The 15,180-nt window shown below is 30.9% G+C and carries 16 protein-coding genes and 1 tRNA gene; 9 read left to right on the top strand and 8 right to left on the bottom strand.

Features of this window, described 5'->3' with window-relative positions; translation table 11 throughout:
- Positions 1–226 precede the first annotated feature (226 nt).
- Complete coding sequence (locus ACE193_RS15960) at positions 227–814, top strand: transposase (protein WP_375559219.1); 588 nt, start codon at positions 227–229, stop codon at positions 812–814.
- 690 nt (positions 815–1,504) lie between these two features.
- Here the strand turns inward: ACE193_RS15960 and ACE193_RS15965 are convergent.
- Positions 1,505–2,518, bottom strand: a complete 1,014-nt coding sequence (locus tag ACE193_RS15965; protein WP_375559220.1) for an IS110 family transposase — start codon at positions 2,516–2,518, stop codon at positions 1,505–1,507.
- Positions 2,519–2,942: 424 nt separating this feature from the next.
- Here ACE193_RS15965 and ACE193_RS15970 point away from each other — a divergent pair, with 424 nt between their 5' ends.
- The 5 genes from ACE193_RS15970 (at position 2,943) to ACE193_RS15990 (ending at position 6,427) form a co-directional block, all read left to right on the top strand.
- The gene (locus ACE193_RS15970; RefSeq protein WP_375559221.1) at positions 2,943–3,404 is read left to right on the top strand and encodes a hypothetical protein; all 462 of its coding nucleotides are present in this window, start codon (positions 2,943–2,945) and stop codon (positions 3,402–3,404) included.
- A 358-nt stretch (positions 3,405–3,762) separates the two neighbouring features.
- Positions 3,763–4,341, top strand: coding sequence for a Crp/Fnr family transcriptional regulator (locus ACE193_RS15975; protein ID WP_375559222.1), 579 nt, complete (start codon positions 3,763–3,765; stop codon positions 4,339–4,341).
- A 97-nt stretch (positions 4,342–4,438) separates the two neighbouring features.
- Positions 4,439–5,128 carry a hypothetical protein gene (locus ACE193_RS15980; protein ID WP_375559223.1) on the top strand — a complete coding sequence of 230 codons (690 nt, stop codon included), beginning with the start codon at positions 4,439–4,441 and terminating at the stop codon, positions 5,126–5,128.
- 185 nt (positions 5,129–5,313) lie between these two features.
- Complete coding sequence (locus ACE193_RS15985; protein WP_375559224.1) at positions 5,314–5,520, top strand: hypothetical protein; 207 nt, start codon at positions 5,314–5,316, stop codon at positions 5,518–5,520.
- Between the two features lie 325 nt (positions 5,521–5,845).
- Positions 5,846–6,427, top strand: a complete 582-nt coding sequence (locus tag ACE193_RS15990) for a Crp/Fnr family transcriptional regulator (RefSeq protein ID WP_375559225.1) — start codon at positions 5,846–5,848, stop codon at positions 6,425–6,427.
- 4 nt (positions 6,428–6,431) lie between these two features.
- On the opposite strand, the gene ACE193_RS15995 is transcribed toward ACE193_RS15990, so the two are convergent.
- Positions 6,432–7,145: a DUF4386 domain-containing protein gene (locus ACE193_RS15995; RefSeq protein ID WP_375559226.1), complete on the bottom strand. Its 714-nt coding sequence runs from the start codon at positions 7,143–7,145 to the stop codon at positions 6,432–6,434.
- A 544-nt stretch (positions 7,146–7,689) separates the two neighbouring features.
- On the opposite strand from ACE193_RS15995, the gene ACE193_RS16000 reads away from it, so the two are divergent.
- Positions 7,690–8,355 (top strand): class I SAM-dependent methyltransferase, encoded by a 666-nt coding sequence (locus tag ACE193_RS16000; RefSeq protein WP_375559227.1) that lies wholly within the window; start codon positions 7,690–7,692, stop codon positions 8,353–8,355.
- Complete coding sequence (locus tag ACE193_RS16005) at positions 8,352–9,047, top strand: VanW family protein (RefSeq protein ID WP_375559228.1); 696 nt, start codon at positions 8,352–8,354, stop codon at positions 9,045–9,047. The genes ACE193_RS16000 and ACE193_RS16005 overlap by 4 nt, the downstream gene beginning before the upstream one ends.
- A 176-nt stretch (positions 9,048–9,223) precedes the next feature.
- On the opposite strand, the gene ACE193_RS16010 is transcribed toward ACE193_RS16005, so the two are convergent.
- The 6 genes from ACE193_RS16010 to ACE193_RS16035 form a co-directional block, all read right to left on the bottom strand.
- Positions 9,224–9,667: a hypothetical protein gene (locus ACE193_RS16010; protein WP_375559229.1), complete on the bottom strand. Its 444-nt coding sequence runs from the start codon at positions 9,665–9,667 to the stop codon at positions 9,224–9,226.
- A gap of 124 nt (positions 9,668–9,791) precedes the next feature.
- Positions 9,792–10,250: an ExbD/TolR family protein gene (locus tag ACE193_RS16015; protein ID WP_375559230.1), complete on the bottom strand. Its 459-nt coding sequence runs from the start codon at positions 10,248–10,250 to the stop codon at positions 9,792–9,794.
- A gap of 62 nt (positions 10,251–10,312) precedes the next feature.
- Positions 10,313–10,894 (bottom strand): ExbD/TolR family protein, encoded by a 582-nt coding sequence (locus ACE193_RS16020; protein WP_375559231.1) that lies wholly within the window; start codon positions 10,892–10,894, stop codon positions 10,313–10,315.
- Positions 10,895–10,906: 12 nt separating this feature from the next.
- Positions 10,907–11,434 (bottom strand): hypothetical protein, encoded by a 528-nt coding sequence (locus tag ACE193_RS16025; protein WP_375559232.1) that lies wholly within the window; start codon positions 11,432–11,434, stop codon positions 10,907–10,909.
- 155 nt (positions 11,435–11,589) lie between these two features.
- A complete protein-coding gene (locus ACE193_RS16030) occupies positions 11,590–12,438 on the bottom strand; it encodes a MotA/TolQ/ExbB proton channel family protein (RefSeq protein ID WP_375559233.1) in 849 nt (282 codons plus the stop codon).
- Between the two features lie 478 nt (positions 12,439–12,916).
- Positions 12,917–13,004 (bottom strand) — tRNA-Ser (locus ACE193_RS16035).
- Between the two features lie 309 nt (positions 13,005–13,313).
- Here ACE193_RS16035 and ACE193_RS16040 point away from each other — a divergent pair.
- On the top strand, positions 13,314–14,795 hold the full coding sequence (locus ACE193_RS16040; RefSeq protein WP_375559234.1) for a sugar MFS transporter: 1,482 nt from the start codon (positions 13,314–13,316) through the stop codon (positions 14,793–14,795).
- Positions 14,796–15,180 lie beyond the last annotated feature (385 nt).

Below are 15,180 nucleotides of genomic sequence, written 5' to 3' on the forward strand. Positions count from 1 at the left end.
ATACAGAACTGTACTGACACTTATGAAAGTGTCTGACAGTTCAAACAAACTTCAGATTGTCAGTACACCTTCATAGGTGGCAGACAATTATATAAATTTGAAAGATATATTCAATCTAAAAATTGTCAGACACTTGTGAAAGCGTCTGACAGTTCAAACAAACTTTCAGATATTGTCAGTACACCTTCATAGGTGTCAGACAATTACACAAACACAACTATAAAAAATGTATCTTCAATCTGAACAACTTTACCATATTTACAATAGAGGAAATAACAAACATCAGTTATTTTTCAATAGAGAAAACTATTTGTATTTCTTACGATTTGTAAAAAAGCATGTTGCTCCTTATTGTGAGGTAATAAATTATTGTTTAATGCCTAATCATTTTCACTTTTTGATTTCCACAACTGAATATTCAGTAGAAGAAATTAGAGTTGGAAGTTTAACCATGAATAGGCTTTCAAATGCTTTTCGAATTGTTTTGAGTAGTTATGCAAAAGGTGTAAATGTTCAAGAGAATAGAGAAAATGCACTTTTTAAGCCAAAGACAATAGCAAAAAGTTTAGAAGATGGAGATGCAAATTATGCTGATACATGTTTTTACTACATTCATCAAAATCCTTTGAAAGCAGGTTTAGTAACTAAATTAGAAGATTGGGAGTTTTGCTCTTTTCAAGACTATGCTAAACTTAGAAACGGAACATTGTGCAACAAAGAACTAACAAATCAATTTATAGACTTTGATAAAGAGAATTTTTTGAAAGAGTCGTATCAAATGATTCCAGAGGAAAAACTAAAATTTATATTCTGAAAATCTTATTATCAGATGCTTTCATAAATATCAGATAATTCAACTAAGCTAATTGTCTGAAAAGTAAAAATTATATTCCAAATATTGTCAGTACATCTTCATGGATGTCAGACAATTAAATCAACTAAACTGTCTGATACTTCTGAAAGTGTCTGACAGATATAAAAGTTTTGATTTGAATTATTAATACGTTATTATTTGTATATTGTAAACACCATTGGTTCTTTTTTGGGAATTGGTGGTGTTTTTTTATAAAATTAAACGCTATTGCGTTTATAAACAAGTTATGCATCATCCCATAACGACACAACAACAGACTAAAATAAAGTGAGAAAAAAGGACACATACATATTGACGACAATTATAGTGGTTAACTTATTGACCTATTTTTTGCTATTACCTTATGCACAAAAGACAGCGAATAGCCATATGAACAGTGGATCTTTTTTCGGGACAATATTATACTTCATTTCAGGACTAATATTTTTGTTTGGTCTTAATGGACTGGTTCGGCAAAAAGACTATAAAATTTTTATTTTACTTTTGGTTTTCGCTGTGACTTTGACTTTTTGGGGTTACAGACTCCATTCTTTAATGTGTTTAGGTTGCTTAAACGGTGGTTAATTATGAAACGACAAATAATAACAACTCCGTTAAGCCCCCCATCTGAATTCTATGGTATAACCAATCCTATCCTTTAGAAAAATTGTTAAAATTTAGTCCATTTTTATCATAAGGTATTTTGTTTTTGACACAGGCAAAAACACGTTGAATAATTTTATTTCGCAAGGCGTTAATGACACTCATTTTATTTTTTCCTTCGGCTACTTTTCTTATAAAGTAGTCGTTCAATTCTCCTTTTGCTCTTGATGCAGATAAGGCACACATATGTAAAGCTGTTTTGAGTGTTTTGTTTGCTCTGTTTGATACTCTTGCTTTTCCTTTAAAACTTCCAGAGGAGCGTTTGAAAGGTACTACTCCTGCATAACAAGCCAGTTGTTTGGCTGTATCAAATTTTGTAAACCCTTCACTCATCACAATCAAATGAATAGCTGTTACTTTTCCAACACCTGTTACAGAAGTAGTAAGCTGATAGATTTCTTTTAGCTCTTGGTCGTTCTGAATAATTTCTAACATTTGCTTTTCAATAGCTTCTATTTGTAGAGTTAAATACTCTAACAAGGTTTGTGTATGTTGATCGATGACTTCATGTATAGCTTTTTTACTGAATGCTTTTGTTTCTTTTGCATAGGTTTCTAGCTCTTGTCTATGAACTACATGTTTTTTTCGCAAGGTCTGTAAAGTCTTCAAAACAGTGATTTTTTCATTGACAGGGCTATATAATCGTACTTGGTCTTGAAAACGAAAAGCATATAAACCAATTCTTACGGAATCAATTTCATCATTTTTTTCTCTGGTTGCTCCCATTGATTTTTTGATTTGCAAAGCATTTTCTACCCAAATAGAACAATCAAAACTAACTAAAGTAGTTACTAGAAAATTGATATAATGACCTGTTGATTCTAAACAAAATAGAGTTTCTGATAAATCTATTTGTCCTTTTAGTTCTTCTAAATAAGCTGAAATAGCTTCTATATTATTTTTGATTTGTGTATGAGAAACACGTTTTGCATTTTGAATTAAAGCAACATCCAAATGCGCTTTGCTTACATCAATGCCTATAAAATTTTGGTAAGTCTGCATAAAAAACTAATTTAGTGGTAGGTAAATAAATAGTATTCATCACTATTCAATCCAACTTAAAACCTTAACTAATGAGGTGGCTTTTACTGGAAATAAAGGCTCTCCGAATTCTATTTGAGTTTCTGATTGAATAAAAGCAGATAGAGGCTTATTCAGATGTTAGATTTTAAAATCTAGTTCGCAGTTTAGGTTCTCTATCTGCTAGATGAATTCTTAAATACAAGATAAGAAATTACATCTATTTTTGTCAGTACAAACCTAAAGGTTCGTAGTGTCACACTACGAACCTAAATGTAGTTAAGCGTCACGCTTCGTATTTCGTACAATACAAGCGTGACGCTTTTAGTTTTTCTATTCGTCTTGATTTTTCCGTAATAATAATGTAAGTTTGTACTTTCATTTTCCACATAAATTTATAATACTGATGAACACCAAGATTTATTTATTTTTTTTCCTTTTGATTGGTCTAACTCTCTCATCTTGTGGAAAAGATGATGACGTAATAGAAGAAGAAGAACCAACAATTGAATCCTTATTAGAAGGAACATGGTATTATTCACAAGTAGATAACTATTCATATTATAAAGATGGAACAGTAGATCACCAAACTAGTGTCATTCCTAATGAAGATAGAGCAGTTTATGAGGTTAATATAAATGGTACATTTTCTATGACAAATTCTTTAGGAGAAACACATGAAGGACGCTGGGATCTTGCAGAGAATAATACCAAAGTATATTTTAATTTCTTTACTGGTGTAGAACCATTTGAATTTGAAGTTATAGAAGAGTTAGACGAAAACAGGTTTGTTAGGTTTGGTTCAAGAGTAATAGAAAATCATGAAAGTCTAGAGAAACAAGAACGAAGAGTAATAATGCTCAGATAATTCCCACCTGTTCGTAATGTCACCACACTACGAACCTAAATGTATTTAAGCGTCACGCTTTGTATTCCTTACAATACAAGCGTCACGCTTTTAGTTTTTACAAGTTCCCCTGCTCTCACTCGTAAAACTACAAGGCTATCGCTCGTTTTTAACGAGTGATTTATATGTATTCGGCTTGTAGCCGTGGTTTTTGTATTTGTTGTTAGAGTATTTTATTCATAATTAAAATTTAAACTTAGTAGAAAAATCATTATCTTCTGTATATTGTGAACACCATTGGTTCTTTTTTTGAGCTTATGGTGTTTTTTAATGACAGAGTGCAGTTGCGTTTATAAATATATTAGAGGTAATTTAAAATATGGATAAAAATCGATCTTCATTAATAAATTTCATTAAACAAATCATTCCAATAGATGAAATGGAGGCTGAAGAAATCGCCAACGCATTTCACTTTACAAAAATTGAAAAGAACTCACTTTTTTTAGAAGAGAATAAAGTTAGTGACGACTATTTTTTTCTTCAAAAAGGATTAATGAGAGTTTTTCTTTATGATTTAGAAGGAAATGAAATCACTACAGATATTTTCACGGAAAATAATATCGTTTTTGAAATTACCTCTTTTTTTAATAGAGTTAAATCTGAAACAAATATTCAAGCTCTAACTGATTGTATAGGTTATCGTATTTCTTACGAAGAATTAAACAAGCTGTTTCATCATAAACCTGCATTTAGAGATTTTGGAAGAGCTATTTTAGTTAAAGAATTCATCGCTTCCAAAAAGAGAAACTATGCAATGATTAATCAAACTGCCGAACAACGCTACCACCACTTACTGATTTCAAGACCTGAAATAGTAAAATATGTACCCTTAAAATATATAGCTTCCTACATAGGAGTTACAGATAGTACACTAAGTAGAATACGAAAGAAAAAATAACTTTAGCTTTTTCTTGCCTTTTGTCAAGTGGATTACATTTTTGACTGCCTAACTTTGAATTTCATAATAAAGATTATTCACAATTAAAGATTACAAAATGGCAGATATTTCAATTTTCACATCTCTTGGACTAATTCTAACAACCCTAATCTCTGTTTGGGTATTTTTTAAAGCTTCTAATCATAAAAAAACTCTTTACGGCATTATTTTATGGATGCTTATTGTAGGTGTATTAGGAGTAACTGGATTTTACCAAAAATTGGGAACATTTCCACCAAGGGTTATTTTATTAGTTGCTCCGACTATGTTATTTGTTTTGATATTTTTTACCAATAAAAAGAGCAAAAAGTTTATTGATAGCCTTAGCCTAAAATATTTAACCATAGTGCATATTGTACGCATTCCTGTGGAAATAGTTCTTTATTATATCTTTTTAGGTGGGTTAATTCCAGACTTAATGACCTTTGAAGGCTATAATTATGACATCCTATCAGGAATTACAGCTCCAATACTCTATTATTTCGTGTTTATTAAAAAAACAATGGGACGAAAAAGTCTTCTAATATGGAATATCGTATGTTTAGGTTTATTGATTAATATATTGGTGATAGCTGTATTAAGTGCACAAACTCCCTTTCAACAATTAGCATTTGACCAACCCAATATTGGAGTAACTTACTTTCCTTTTGTATGGCTTCCAACAGTCATAGTTCCGATAGTTTTGTTTTCACACTTAGCTAGTATTAGACAATTGATAGTAAGAAAAAAAGCACCTAATAATGTATAAAGACACTTGTGCGTAGTATTTTACTACGAGCCTAAAATGTATTAAAGCGTCAAGCTTTGTATTTAATACAATACAAGTGTGACGCTTTTATGTTTTATAGTTCTTAGCGTGCTAAGAACAGAGGAAAAAAAATACAAATATTTGAGAATATTGATGTTCAATTAGCTATTTGTGGTCATACACACATGCAATTTGATATCAATGTGGGCGATATTTGTATTTTTAACGCAGGAAGTGTAGGAATGGCATTTGGAAAAACTGGAGCTGATTGGTTACTTATTGATAATAGTACAATAAATTTTAAGCATACAGATGATGAATTAGATGAAGCCACTAAACAAATTTATACAAAATTCAAATTATCCTTATGCAGAAAGTTTTTTCTTAAATAATGTGTTAAAATTACCTTCTGAGACTGATGTCCTCAAAATATTGGAGACAATAACTAAGTTACACACCTGTTCATAGTTTAAGTGTCATACTCATTTGTAACAATTGGTTAATTGAGGTATATTTAGCTTCTAGCATTTACTTTGTATTCCAAAAAATAACTAATACCAAGCTATAAACATTATAAGTAACTGAGCAAAATAAAACACATCTAAAAAAGAATTAGAAAATGGAAATTTAAACTGTCAAGACACCTTTGAGGTGTCAGACAGATTTTGTTAACCTATAAATAATTTTGCCCAGTTACTTAACTTCAAATTAAAAATGATGAAAGACGAACTCAGAATATTTATATCCAACTTCCCATTTTTAAATGCAGATGAAGTTGAAACTATTGTTGAAAACACAATACTAAGAGAGGTTAAAAAAGGAACTGTCTTATTAAAAAAAGGAAATATCTCAAAAGAATGTTATGCTGTAATAAGAGGCTGCATCAGAGAATATTATATAAAAGATGGATTAGAGAAAACCACAGCATTTTTTACAGAAGGTCAATCTGTCAATTCTTTTTCAAGCTATACCAATCAAGTTCCTTCTAAGCATTTTTTGGAATGTTCTGAGGATTGCTTATTGACAGTTGGCAATCAATCTTTGGTTAATCAAATGTGCAAACGTATTCCAAGACTAACAGAATTTATAAAAAACGAAGTTGAAAAGGATGCAGGAACTCTTCAAGAAAGAATGGCTACTTTTATGACCTCCTCTCCTGAAGAACGATTTTCAGATTTAATGGAAAATAATCCAAGTCTAATGAATCGTGTTCCACAACATCAAATCGCAAGTTACTTAGGCGTAACACCTGAATCTCTTAGTCGAATAAAAAAAAGAGCTTATCAGAAGAAATCATAACTTTTTAAACTGTGTCTTCTTTGCTTATTCCTTTGATCAAGAGCCAAAATGCAAACCAAAATTCAGCGATTACAGCCAAAATAAGTAAAGATGAGAAAAATACAGAAAGTAGTTCTACTTTCATTAAAGTAAGCTGAGTGAAGCTATCTCCTGCATAACCAATACTTCCTATTAACATTATAATATCTAACCATTTGGGAGTTTTGTCTGATTTTCGAATGACATAGCCAAGCATAAAAAGATGAATAGAAAAGAAAATCTGCCAAGCCAACTCTCCATATCTATGTGCCTTGAAAAAAAGAAGAGTTAGGGATTCTAACTCTGCAGAACTAAATGAATTGAGATATTCAGGTTGATTCATAATTATTGCAGGAATCATATAGTTTATAAGATTCACTCCCATTACTATAGCCATAGCAAGCCTAGAATAAGTAGCAATGATCATTCCTGTGGCACTAAATGATTTAAAAAGATGATAGAGCATCACAGTAAGCAGAATTTCCAAAACCATTACAGCAATATCTCCTGCAATACCCCATCTAAATAATTCTTGATGACTCAATAGATTCTGAAATGTAAGTGCTGAATTGCCTTCAACAATAATTTCACTCGGCATATATCCTATACTAAATCCACCTATTATGGCGATAATAAGATATAAAAGACCAGCTAATTTTGAATATACCTTTTCTTGATTTTGAAGTTTTGAGAGTATCATTTTTTTGTTAGTTTATTTTAAGCAAAGGTCGCTCTCAAAAAAAAAATGTGCATTGACTTAAGATAAGAAATGAAGAAAGGTACGTAATAAATTAGACCATTTTGCTATTTAATATAAATAAAGGAAAGTATAATACAATAAGGAATTGAAATTAAATAACATACTCATTTAAAAATAACAAATTATTGATATTCAGTGTATTACATTCGTAATTGTTTCTAAGGTTATTCCAAAACCAAGTATTTTGTGAAAAAAATCTACTGTTGTAATTTATACATCAACTTAATTGTCGCTCAACTGCAGAATCAAAATTTTTATATTAAGGTCTATATGTCACACGCTATGACCCCAGCCCTTTTCTTAGTTCAAGCTGAGTAATCACTATGTATTCGACTTCCAGCCGTGATTTTGTATTTCAAGATTTTATTTTTTGTATATTGTAAACACTAATTAGTTCTGTATTGAATTAGTGGTGTTTTTTAATAATTGAATGCAGTTGCATTTATCAATAAAATCAGAGTTTTTATAAAATGAGAAAAAAAATATGGATGAAATTATAAGCTATTACGATAAACTAGCTAAAATTTATGATGATGATAGATTTGATAATTCGTATGGAAAATTTATTGACAAACAAGAGCGAAATATTTTGAATAAATTATTGACTAATGACAATGAGATAATATTAGATTTAGCTTGTGGAAGTGGGCGATTTATGGACTATGCAAATTATGGAAGTGATGCTAGTAAAGAAATGGTCAAAATTTCTCAACAAAAATTTCCTCACAAAGAGATTTATTTGTCAGATGCCGAAAAGACAACTTTTGAGGATAATTCAATTGACACAATTATAAGTTTTCATTTTTTTATGCACTTAAATAAAGAAAAAATGGAAAAAATTCTTCAAGAATGTGACAGGATATTAACTAAAAATGGAAGAATTATTTTTGATATTCCTTCCTCTAAAAGAAGGAAATTACTAAATTATAAAAGTAAGAATTGGCATGGTGCGTTTAGTTTAACAAATCAAGAATTAAAAAAAATAAATTCAAACTTTGAATTAAAAAACTCATTTGGAATTTTATTTGTTCCGATTCACAGGTTTCCAAAAAAGTTGAGACCATTATTTATTAAACTAGATCGTTTGTTATCAAATTCTTTTCTAAAAGAGTACAGTTCCTATCAAGTAATTGAATTTGTAAAAAAATGAAACATTGGAAAGCAATCAAATTATATAGAAGACTAATCATCAGATTTATAACAGACTTGATAACAAGAGATTTCTTTAGATTTGCTCAAAAAGTAGATAAAGAAGCCAGTTTTGAGTATTTTATATCATTGAGTCAAGAAATAAAACAAAGTGCAACACTTGAAAGTAAATTATATAATTTTTCAGTTGCAAGTCATAAAATCAATAAATATTTAATACAGCCAAATGAGATTTTTTCATTTTGGAATATCATTGGCAATCCAAATAAACAGTTTAGAAAAGGAAGAACAATTCAGAATGGAAAAATTACTGAAGATGTTGGTGGTGGCTTATGCCAAGTTTCAGGAATTATTTATTACATAAGTCTGATAGCAGGATTAAAAATTTTAGAAAGACATAATCATTCAGTCGATATCTACAACGATGAAACACGATTCTGCCCATTAGGAACAGATGCAACATTGGTTTATGGTTATAAAGATTTGAGAGTTGTAAATACAAATTCATTTCCAATAAAATTTGAAATACAAATAATAGAACAAAACATTTTAATAAAACTTTTAAGTACAGAAGAAATTAAAGAAAATACTTTAGAGTTTAAAATTGAAAAGCAAAAAGAATACACATTTGTTGAAATAGTAACTGATTCAGAAAAAGTAGTAAATATATCTAAATACAAAAACTTGTGCTAATAACAACTTCCTATAAACTACATCCAAATTTTGCTTCCAAATCAAGCCGAGTAAGCACTATAATTTTGACCCTTATCTAATATTGGACTGATAATAAATAGTCTTTTTTACTTACCAAATAAGGTCAGTTTCGTAGAACAGAAGTAGTAAAAGGTAAAATAGTTTTTATTTTGGTATTATGGTATATCTTTTTTCTCCTCCTCAAACCACTTCAAACCTTTTTCCACAGAATCAAATAAACGCATGTGATAGCCAATTTCTTTAAGTTCACTATTTTCTACTAAATCTTCAGCAGAGAGTTGAGAGAAAAGATTTTTACTTTGAACGATAGCTTCATATTGCATTCCCAAATCTACCATTTTAGGATTGAATTCTTTCAAAAACCATTCATTTACTTCATCAAAAGCACCTTCTAATTCTACGATGACTGAAATAAGATGAGTAAACTGATGTTCTGTTACTAAATCAATTACTTTTGTATGTCCTTCTTTAATTTCTTCAGGCAAACAGAAACCTTTCCATTCTTGAAGAAGAATATGAGGGTATTTTTTGAGTTGATAAAAGTAAGCGCAATTATCACCCATTTCATTTTGTATTTTTGTGAGTAGTTGTTTTTCCATAAAATCAAATAATTTAGAGTAGAATTAGTTTGGTTCAATAATATACAATTATTTTTTGGACATAAAAAAGCCATTCTCAATAAATTGAAAATGGCTTTTTCCTTTTTCTTAGTTTTTTATGATACTATTCTCCTTCTCCTTTAGAGGCTGCATAATAGATTTTGAGAGCTTCTGTTTCACGAAGTTCTTCACGAATATCTATTACAACTCCCATATCCAAACCAACATCGCCTTTTATAGCTACACGAAAACGATTTTTATCTACTTCGGGTACATTTGCCATAGATTCTATTGCAAACTGTTGAATTTGGTCTAAAGTAATGAATACATCATTTACTTGAATACGAGGTGCGCTACCAAATTGGTCTGCTTCTTTTGGTTTACCAATATAAATATTGGCTACCAAATTGGCTTTTTCCATTTTTTGTACTTGATTTGCTTGTGGCAAAAGTACATTTACTTTAAGTGTGTTTTCCCTCATTACAGTCGAAACCATAAAGAAGAAAAGTAACATAAAGATAATATCTGGCAAAGCAGAAGTAGGTATCTCAGGATTCGGTTTGGCTTTCTTTTTAAAAGGCATGCTATTTCTGGTTTAGAAATGGTATTTCTATATATCTATATCTTGGTTATTATTTAAGCTAATTACTGTGCTCCTCCACTACCTGTTGGCTCTGCATCAGATACATTGAGAGGATATTTGTCTTTAGCTAATTTATAACGGTCTTTATTTACTTGTGTATCCTGTCTTGAAATTTCTAAGAAATCCTCAACAGTAATTTTTTCACCTAATTCTCTAGTCAGATATTCTGCTCTAAGTTCGTTGTATCCTTGTAGAATTTCATCTAAAACAGTCAAGTAGGTTGTATAATCTGTACCTCTATCTGTTTTGATTGAAATAATAGCATCTTTTGGACTTACAGAAAGCTCAGGATCAACACCATAATTATTTACGTGTGCTTTTACCTCTTTTTTTATCTGACTCATTTTTCCTTCATCTCCTTCGATAAGCAACTCATTACTAGAGTTAATGATAATTTTATATACATTTCGCTTATTGAGTTCGACTGGAGGGACTTCTCCTTCTGGCTTAGGTGCTAAATCTCTATAAACTCCTTTTTCGGAAGCAATACGTGTAGTTACTAAGAAAAAGATAAGTAATAGAAAGGCTATATCTGCCATCGAACTGGCATTTACGCCTACATCGTCACGTTTTTTCTTTCCCATAATAAAAATTTCTTATTTAAATGAACGGCTTACTTCACCAAAAATAGCTCCTACAAAAGCGACTGCAATCATAACATAGGTCATAATGAGTACACCTCCAATATATTTTGCACCTTCTGCACTCATTTCTTCGTCTGTTGTTTTTACGGCTGTTGCATCAGCAAAAGCATAACAAATAAAGAAGACAACAAGTAAAACACCTAATGAAATGGCAATTTTGACAAGTGCTTTTGGGTCTTGAGTAACCGTATAAACTAAAGGAAGTACAATAGCTGCAATCATTGCAAATGCTACAAGCACATAAGAGAGAGGAATAAACCAATCTGCAACTGCATTACCTGTTATTTGATCTTCTACCTTTGTAGGTAGTTGTACTTTTTCCATAAGGTCTTCAGTAACGTCTGTATAACCTTTTTCTTCTACAGCTTGTGTCAATGCTAATTTCTTTTGAGCAGGATAGCCTGAACAGCCATATACACCAAAAGCAACGAATAAAACGACAACAATACCGTAGATTATTAAAGAAAGATATTTTTTCATAATTCTTTTTATCTAATTTATGAGTATCTAAATAAATTTGTAAATGATTTTTTCTAAGTGATTTTATAGTTGTTGAAGAACTATGAAATTCAAAAATAGCATAGGTGTATTACTTTTTAACTAATACACCCTATTTTATTTCAGTTCTTAACTAATTACTTAGAAAGGTCATGTTTCATAAGCAAATCTACAAGAGAGATAGAAGCATCTTCCATATCTGTAACGATTGAGTCAATTTTAGACACACAATAATTATAAAAGATTTGAAGGATTACTGCTACGATAAGACCACCTACTGTTGTAAGAAGGGCTACCTTGATACCACCTGCTACAAGTGAAGGTTGAATATCACCTGCTGCTTGGATAGCATCAAATGCACCAATCATACCGATTACTGTACCCATAAACCCAAGCATTGGAGCAAGAGCAATAAAAAGCGAAATCCAAATAAGTCCTTTTTCTAACTTACTCATTTCTACTGAACCAGCAGACATAACCGTTTTTTCAACGATTTCAATACCACGATTAGCACTCATTAAGCCTTGTGCGAATATATCTGCAATAGGACCACGAGTAGCAGCACAAACTTCTTGTGCTCTAGAAACGCCACCTTCACGGAGAGCATCTTCTACTTTAGCTAATAATTTGTCTTTGTTTGTACTAGCAAGGTTAAGGACAATGATACGCTCAATAGCAACTGCAAGACCGATAATCAAACAGATAAGTACCAATGACATAAACTGCCATCCACCTTCAATAAATTTTTCTTTGATAGCTTCGTGAGTTGTTTGTTCTTGAACAACTTCAGTGGTTGCATTTTCTTTTTCTTTAAGAGCAGCCGCTTCAGCAGCAGCCTTATCAGCTTCAGCTTGAGCAGTAGCTATTGAATCTTGAACTCTATCTAGTGAGTCTTGATTTACCATCATTTCGCTGTCGTCTTGAGCGTGCGTTGTACCAATAGCAAAGAAGCAGATTAGGGCAAGCAGAGAAAATAATTTTTTCATATTAGTCTGAGTGATTTACGGAGTAAATAATCTTATAGGTTAAGATATTAGGTTTAGCAGTTTGGGCTAAGGTTGTAAAATTAAGATTGACAATAGATTAAATCAAAACTAAACTTATTGCCTAACAAAATAACAAAGGGTTTAATTTTTAACTTAATTGTGAAAATGAATTTAAAACGAACTTATAATTAAAATAAGATTTGACAAAGTAATAAAATTTCAATCAAAAAAAATAATCTTTCTAGTATCAATAAAGTTTTTTACTAAAAAATTATTTTAGAATTAACACAAACTATAAAATTTTACTACTTTCACATAGGTGTTTTTGTAGCTTCACAAATTCATCTAAAAGAGTAGTAGTAGATTAAGAATACATTTTATGTCCTAAAAGTAACATTTTAGTTTGAGATAATCAAAAAAAAGTTTTTTTCTAGTACAATTCTACCATTTTCTATCAATTTTATAGTTTTGTTTTTTGCAGAGAGGAAGGGATTCGAACCCCCGATACCCTTTTGGGGCATACTCGCTTTCCAAGCGAGCTCCTTAAGCCACTCGGACACCTCTCTAAAAATTCATGTATTTTGAATAAAGTATCTTTTATTCTTTAATCTATCTACAAATAAATTAAGAAAAAACACGGTATGCAAATTTTATTTCATTTTTTTTGCTAATCTGACAAAACTTATTTTTATAATATCCGTATAAGCATTTTTTTTACTCTCAAAAGAGCTAAAAGCAAAAAAAACTATCACACAACTAGGATTGATAAGAATAAGGTTTGAGAATCTATCAAAATCATGTATTTTGTGCTTAATTACTTTACATATACCAAAATTAGAAAATAGTTTTATTTATTTTCTCTTTCTAGAACTACATTGGATAATACATTAAATACAGAAACAAACAACACAGAAGATTCTATTAAGATTACTTTACCCTCTCCCAAAAGAGGGCAAGGCTCAAAAAGAGTCTACAAACGTCCCGAACTTCCAATTACAGCTGTTTTGGGTAGTGCTTTTCTTATATACGGTGTTCTTTATCATGCTGCTGCATTTGCTGTTTTGGGAGCTGTATTTTCGTATGACAGAAGTAGTAGTGAAACGACTATTCTGATGAATATTCGTGATATTAGTTATATTATTTTTACGATTGTGGGAGCTATTATTGTTCCTCGTTGGTCGGCTCGTAATATAATTGTTGCTTGTTTGTCTTTGATGGCTGTTTGTGCGATTGCTGTTTCTTTCCAAACACATAATTTTGCTTTAGCAGAGTTTTTATTTTTCTTGACAGGAGGTTCGTTTGCCCTTGTTCGTTTGGCAGCTTATTGGCTTGTTAGCTTGGAATCGAAGCATAAAGGGCAACATGCAAGGCGAGTTATGCACTTAGAAGGAATGTATTTGTTGGGAGTTGCATTTAGTTATGTTTTGTTTTTGCCTTATATTCAAGATATTGATTCTTCTTGGACACATGCTTATTGGATTCTTTTGCCGTTCTTAGTTATTGCTATTGGTTTTCAATTTTTACATTATCATTACCCACCACGAACGATTCCAGAATCTTGGAAAAACGAATTTCGTCATGCTCGTAAATCATTAAATGGATTACTTGTTAATTCTATCTTGCTACTTTCTATTTTTTGTGTCTTTATTGCCTCTATTATTTATATTCATTTTGAGGAGTGGGCAAATGTTTTTGCAGTCAAACTTATAGATTTGAGAAATAGACAGTTCTATGACTTAGGTGTTCTGGCAGTTTTATTTTTAGTTATGGCAATTAGTCGTTTGCTCATTGGAATTGTTTTACAAAGAGCAGGACGTTTTATGATTTTTGTATTCTGTGTACTCGGACTTATGTCTTTGGTGCTTTGGAATGGTGATATTTTAAGTAGTCAGACTATTTATGCTGCTTCTGTTTTTAATGATATTTCGCCTTATTCGTTGCTTCTTCCTGCCACTGCTTTTTTCTTAGCTCCTATTTTGCCTTTAATTTATGTTGTAGTAATTACACAGGCTTCGGAAAGGCAGCAACCTTTAGTTATTGGGCTTTTATTAGGAGTAACAATGCTTGCAAAACTACTCTTGACATCTCTTTCTTCTGAATCATACAAGTATTTTGTAGATTATACAGCCTTTTATTTAACACTAATTCCTTTAGCTCTACTTTTAGTATTGTTTTTCTTGGCTTATTCAGATTTAAGTAGAGATTCAAAACTATTCAATAGAAAAAAGAGAAAATCAAAAAGACCTAAAAAGACAAGACGAACAATAATACGTAGGTTTAATGCCAAAAATAAAGAAGAAAAACAAAATGAAGGATTAGATGAGGATTTGCAATGGATAGCCGAAGATGAAATTTAGATTATTTTTACTTAAAATAACGTGAACTCGGTATTATATTCTTGCTTTATGTCCCTATCGATTACCCACAAGTCTAAAATAGGTTGTTTTTGCATAAAATAGTTTCCAAACCAATGGAAATGTTGAAATTTGTAGGGCAAAGGCTTGCCTTTGACAAGTTAGGTAGTCATTTTTTAGTTTGAAAAGAATACAAATACAGTCAAAGGCAAGCCTTTAACCTACAAATACACTATCTGTGTTTTACGTTTAAAAACATGTGGGTAAACAGTAGGCTTTATGTCCCTGTCAGACACTTCAGAGTGTCAGACAGCGATGTTGGACTAAATTGTCTGACATCTTGAAGGTGTACTGACAAGATAGTTCGCAAAATCAGCTAATAAAGAAG

This window comes from Bernardetia aquimarina (assembly GCF_042180575.1).
Lineage (GTDB): Bacteria > Bacteroidota > Bacteroidia > Cytophagales > Bernardetiaceae > Bernardetia.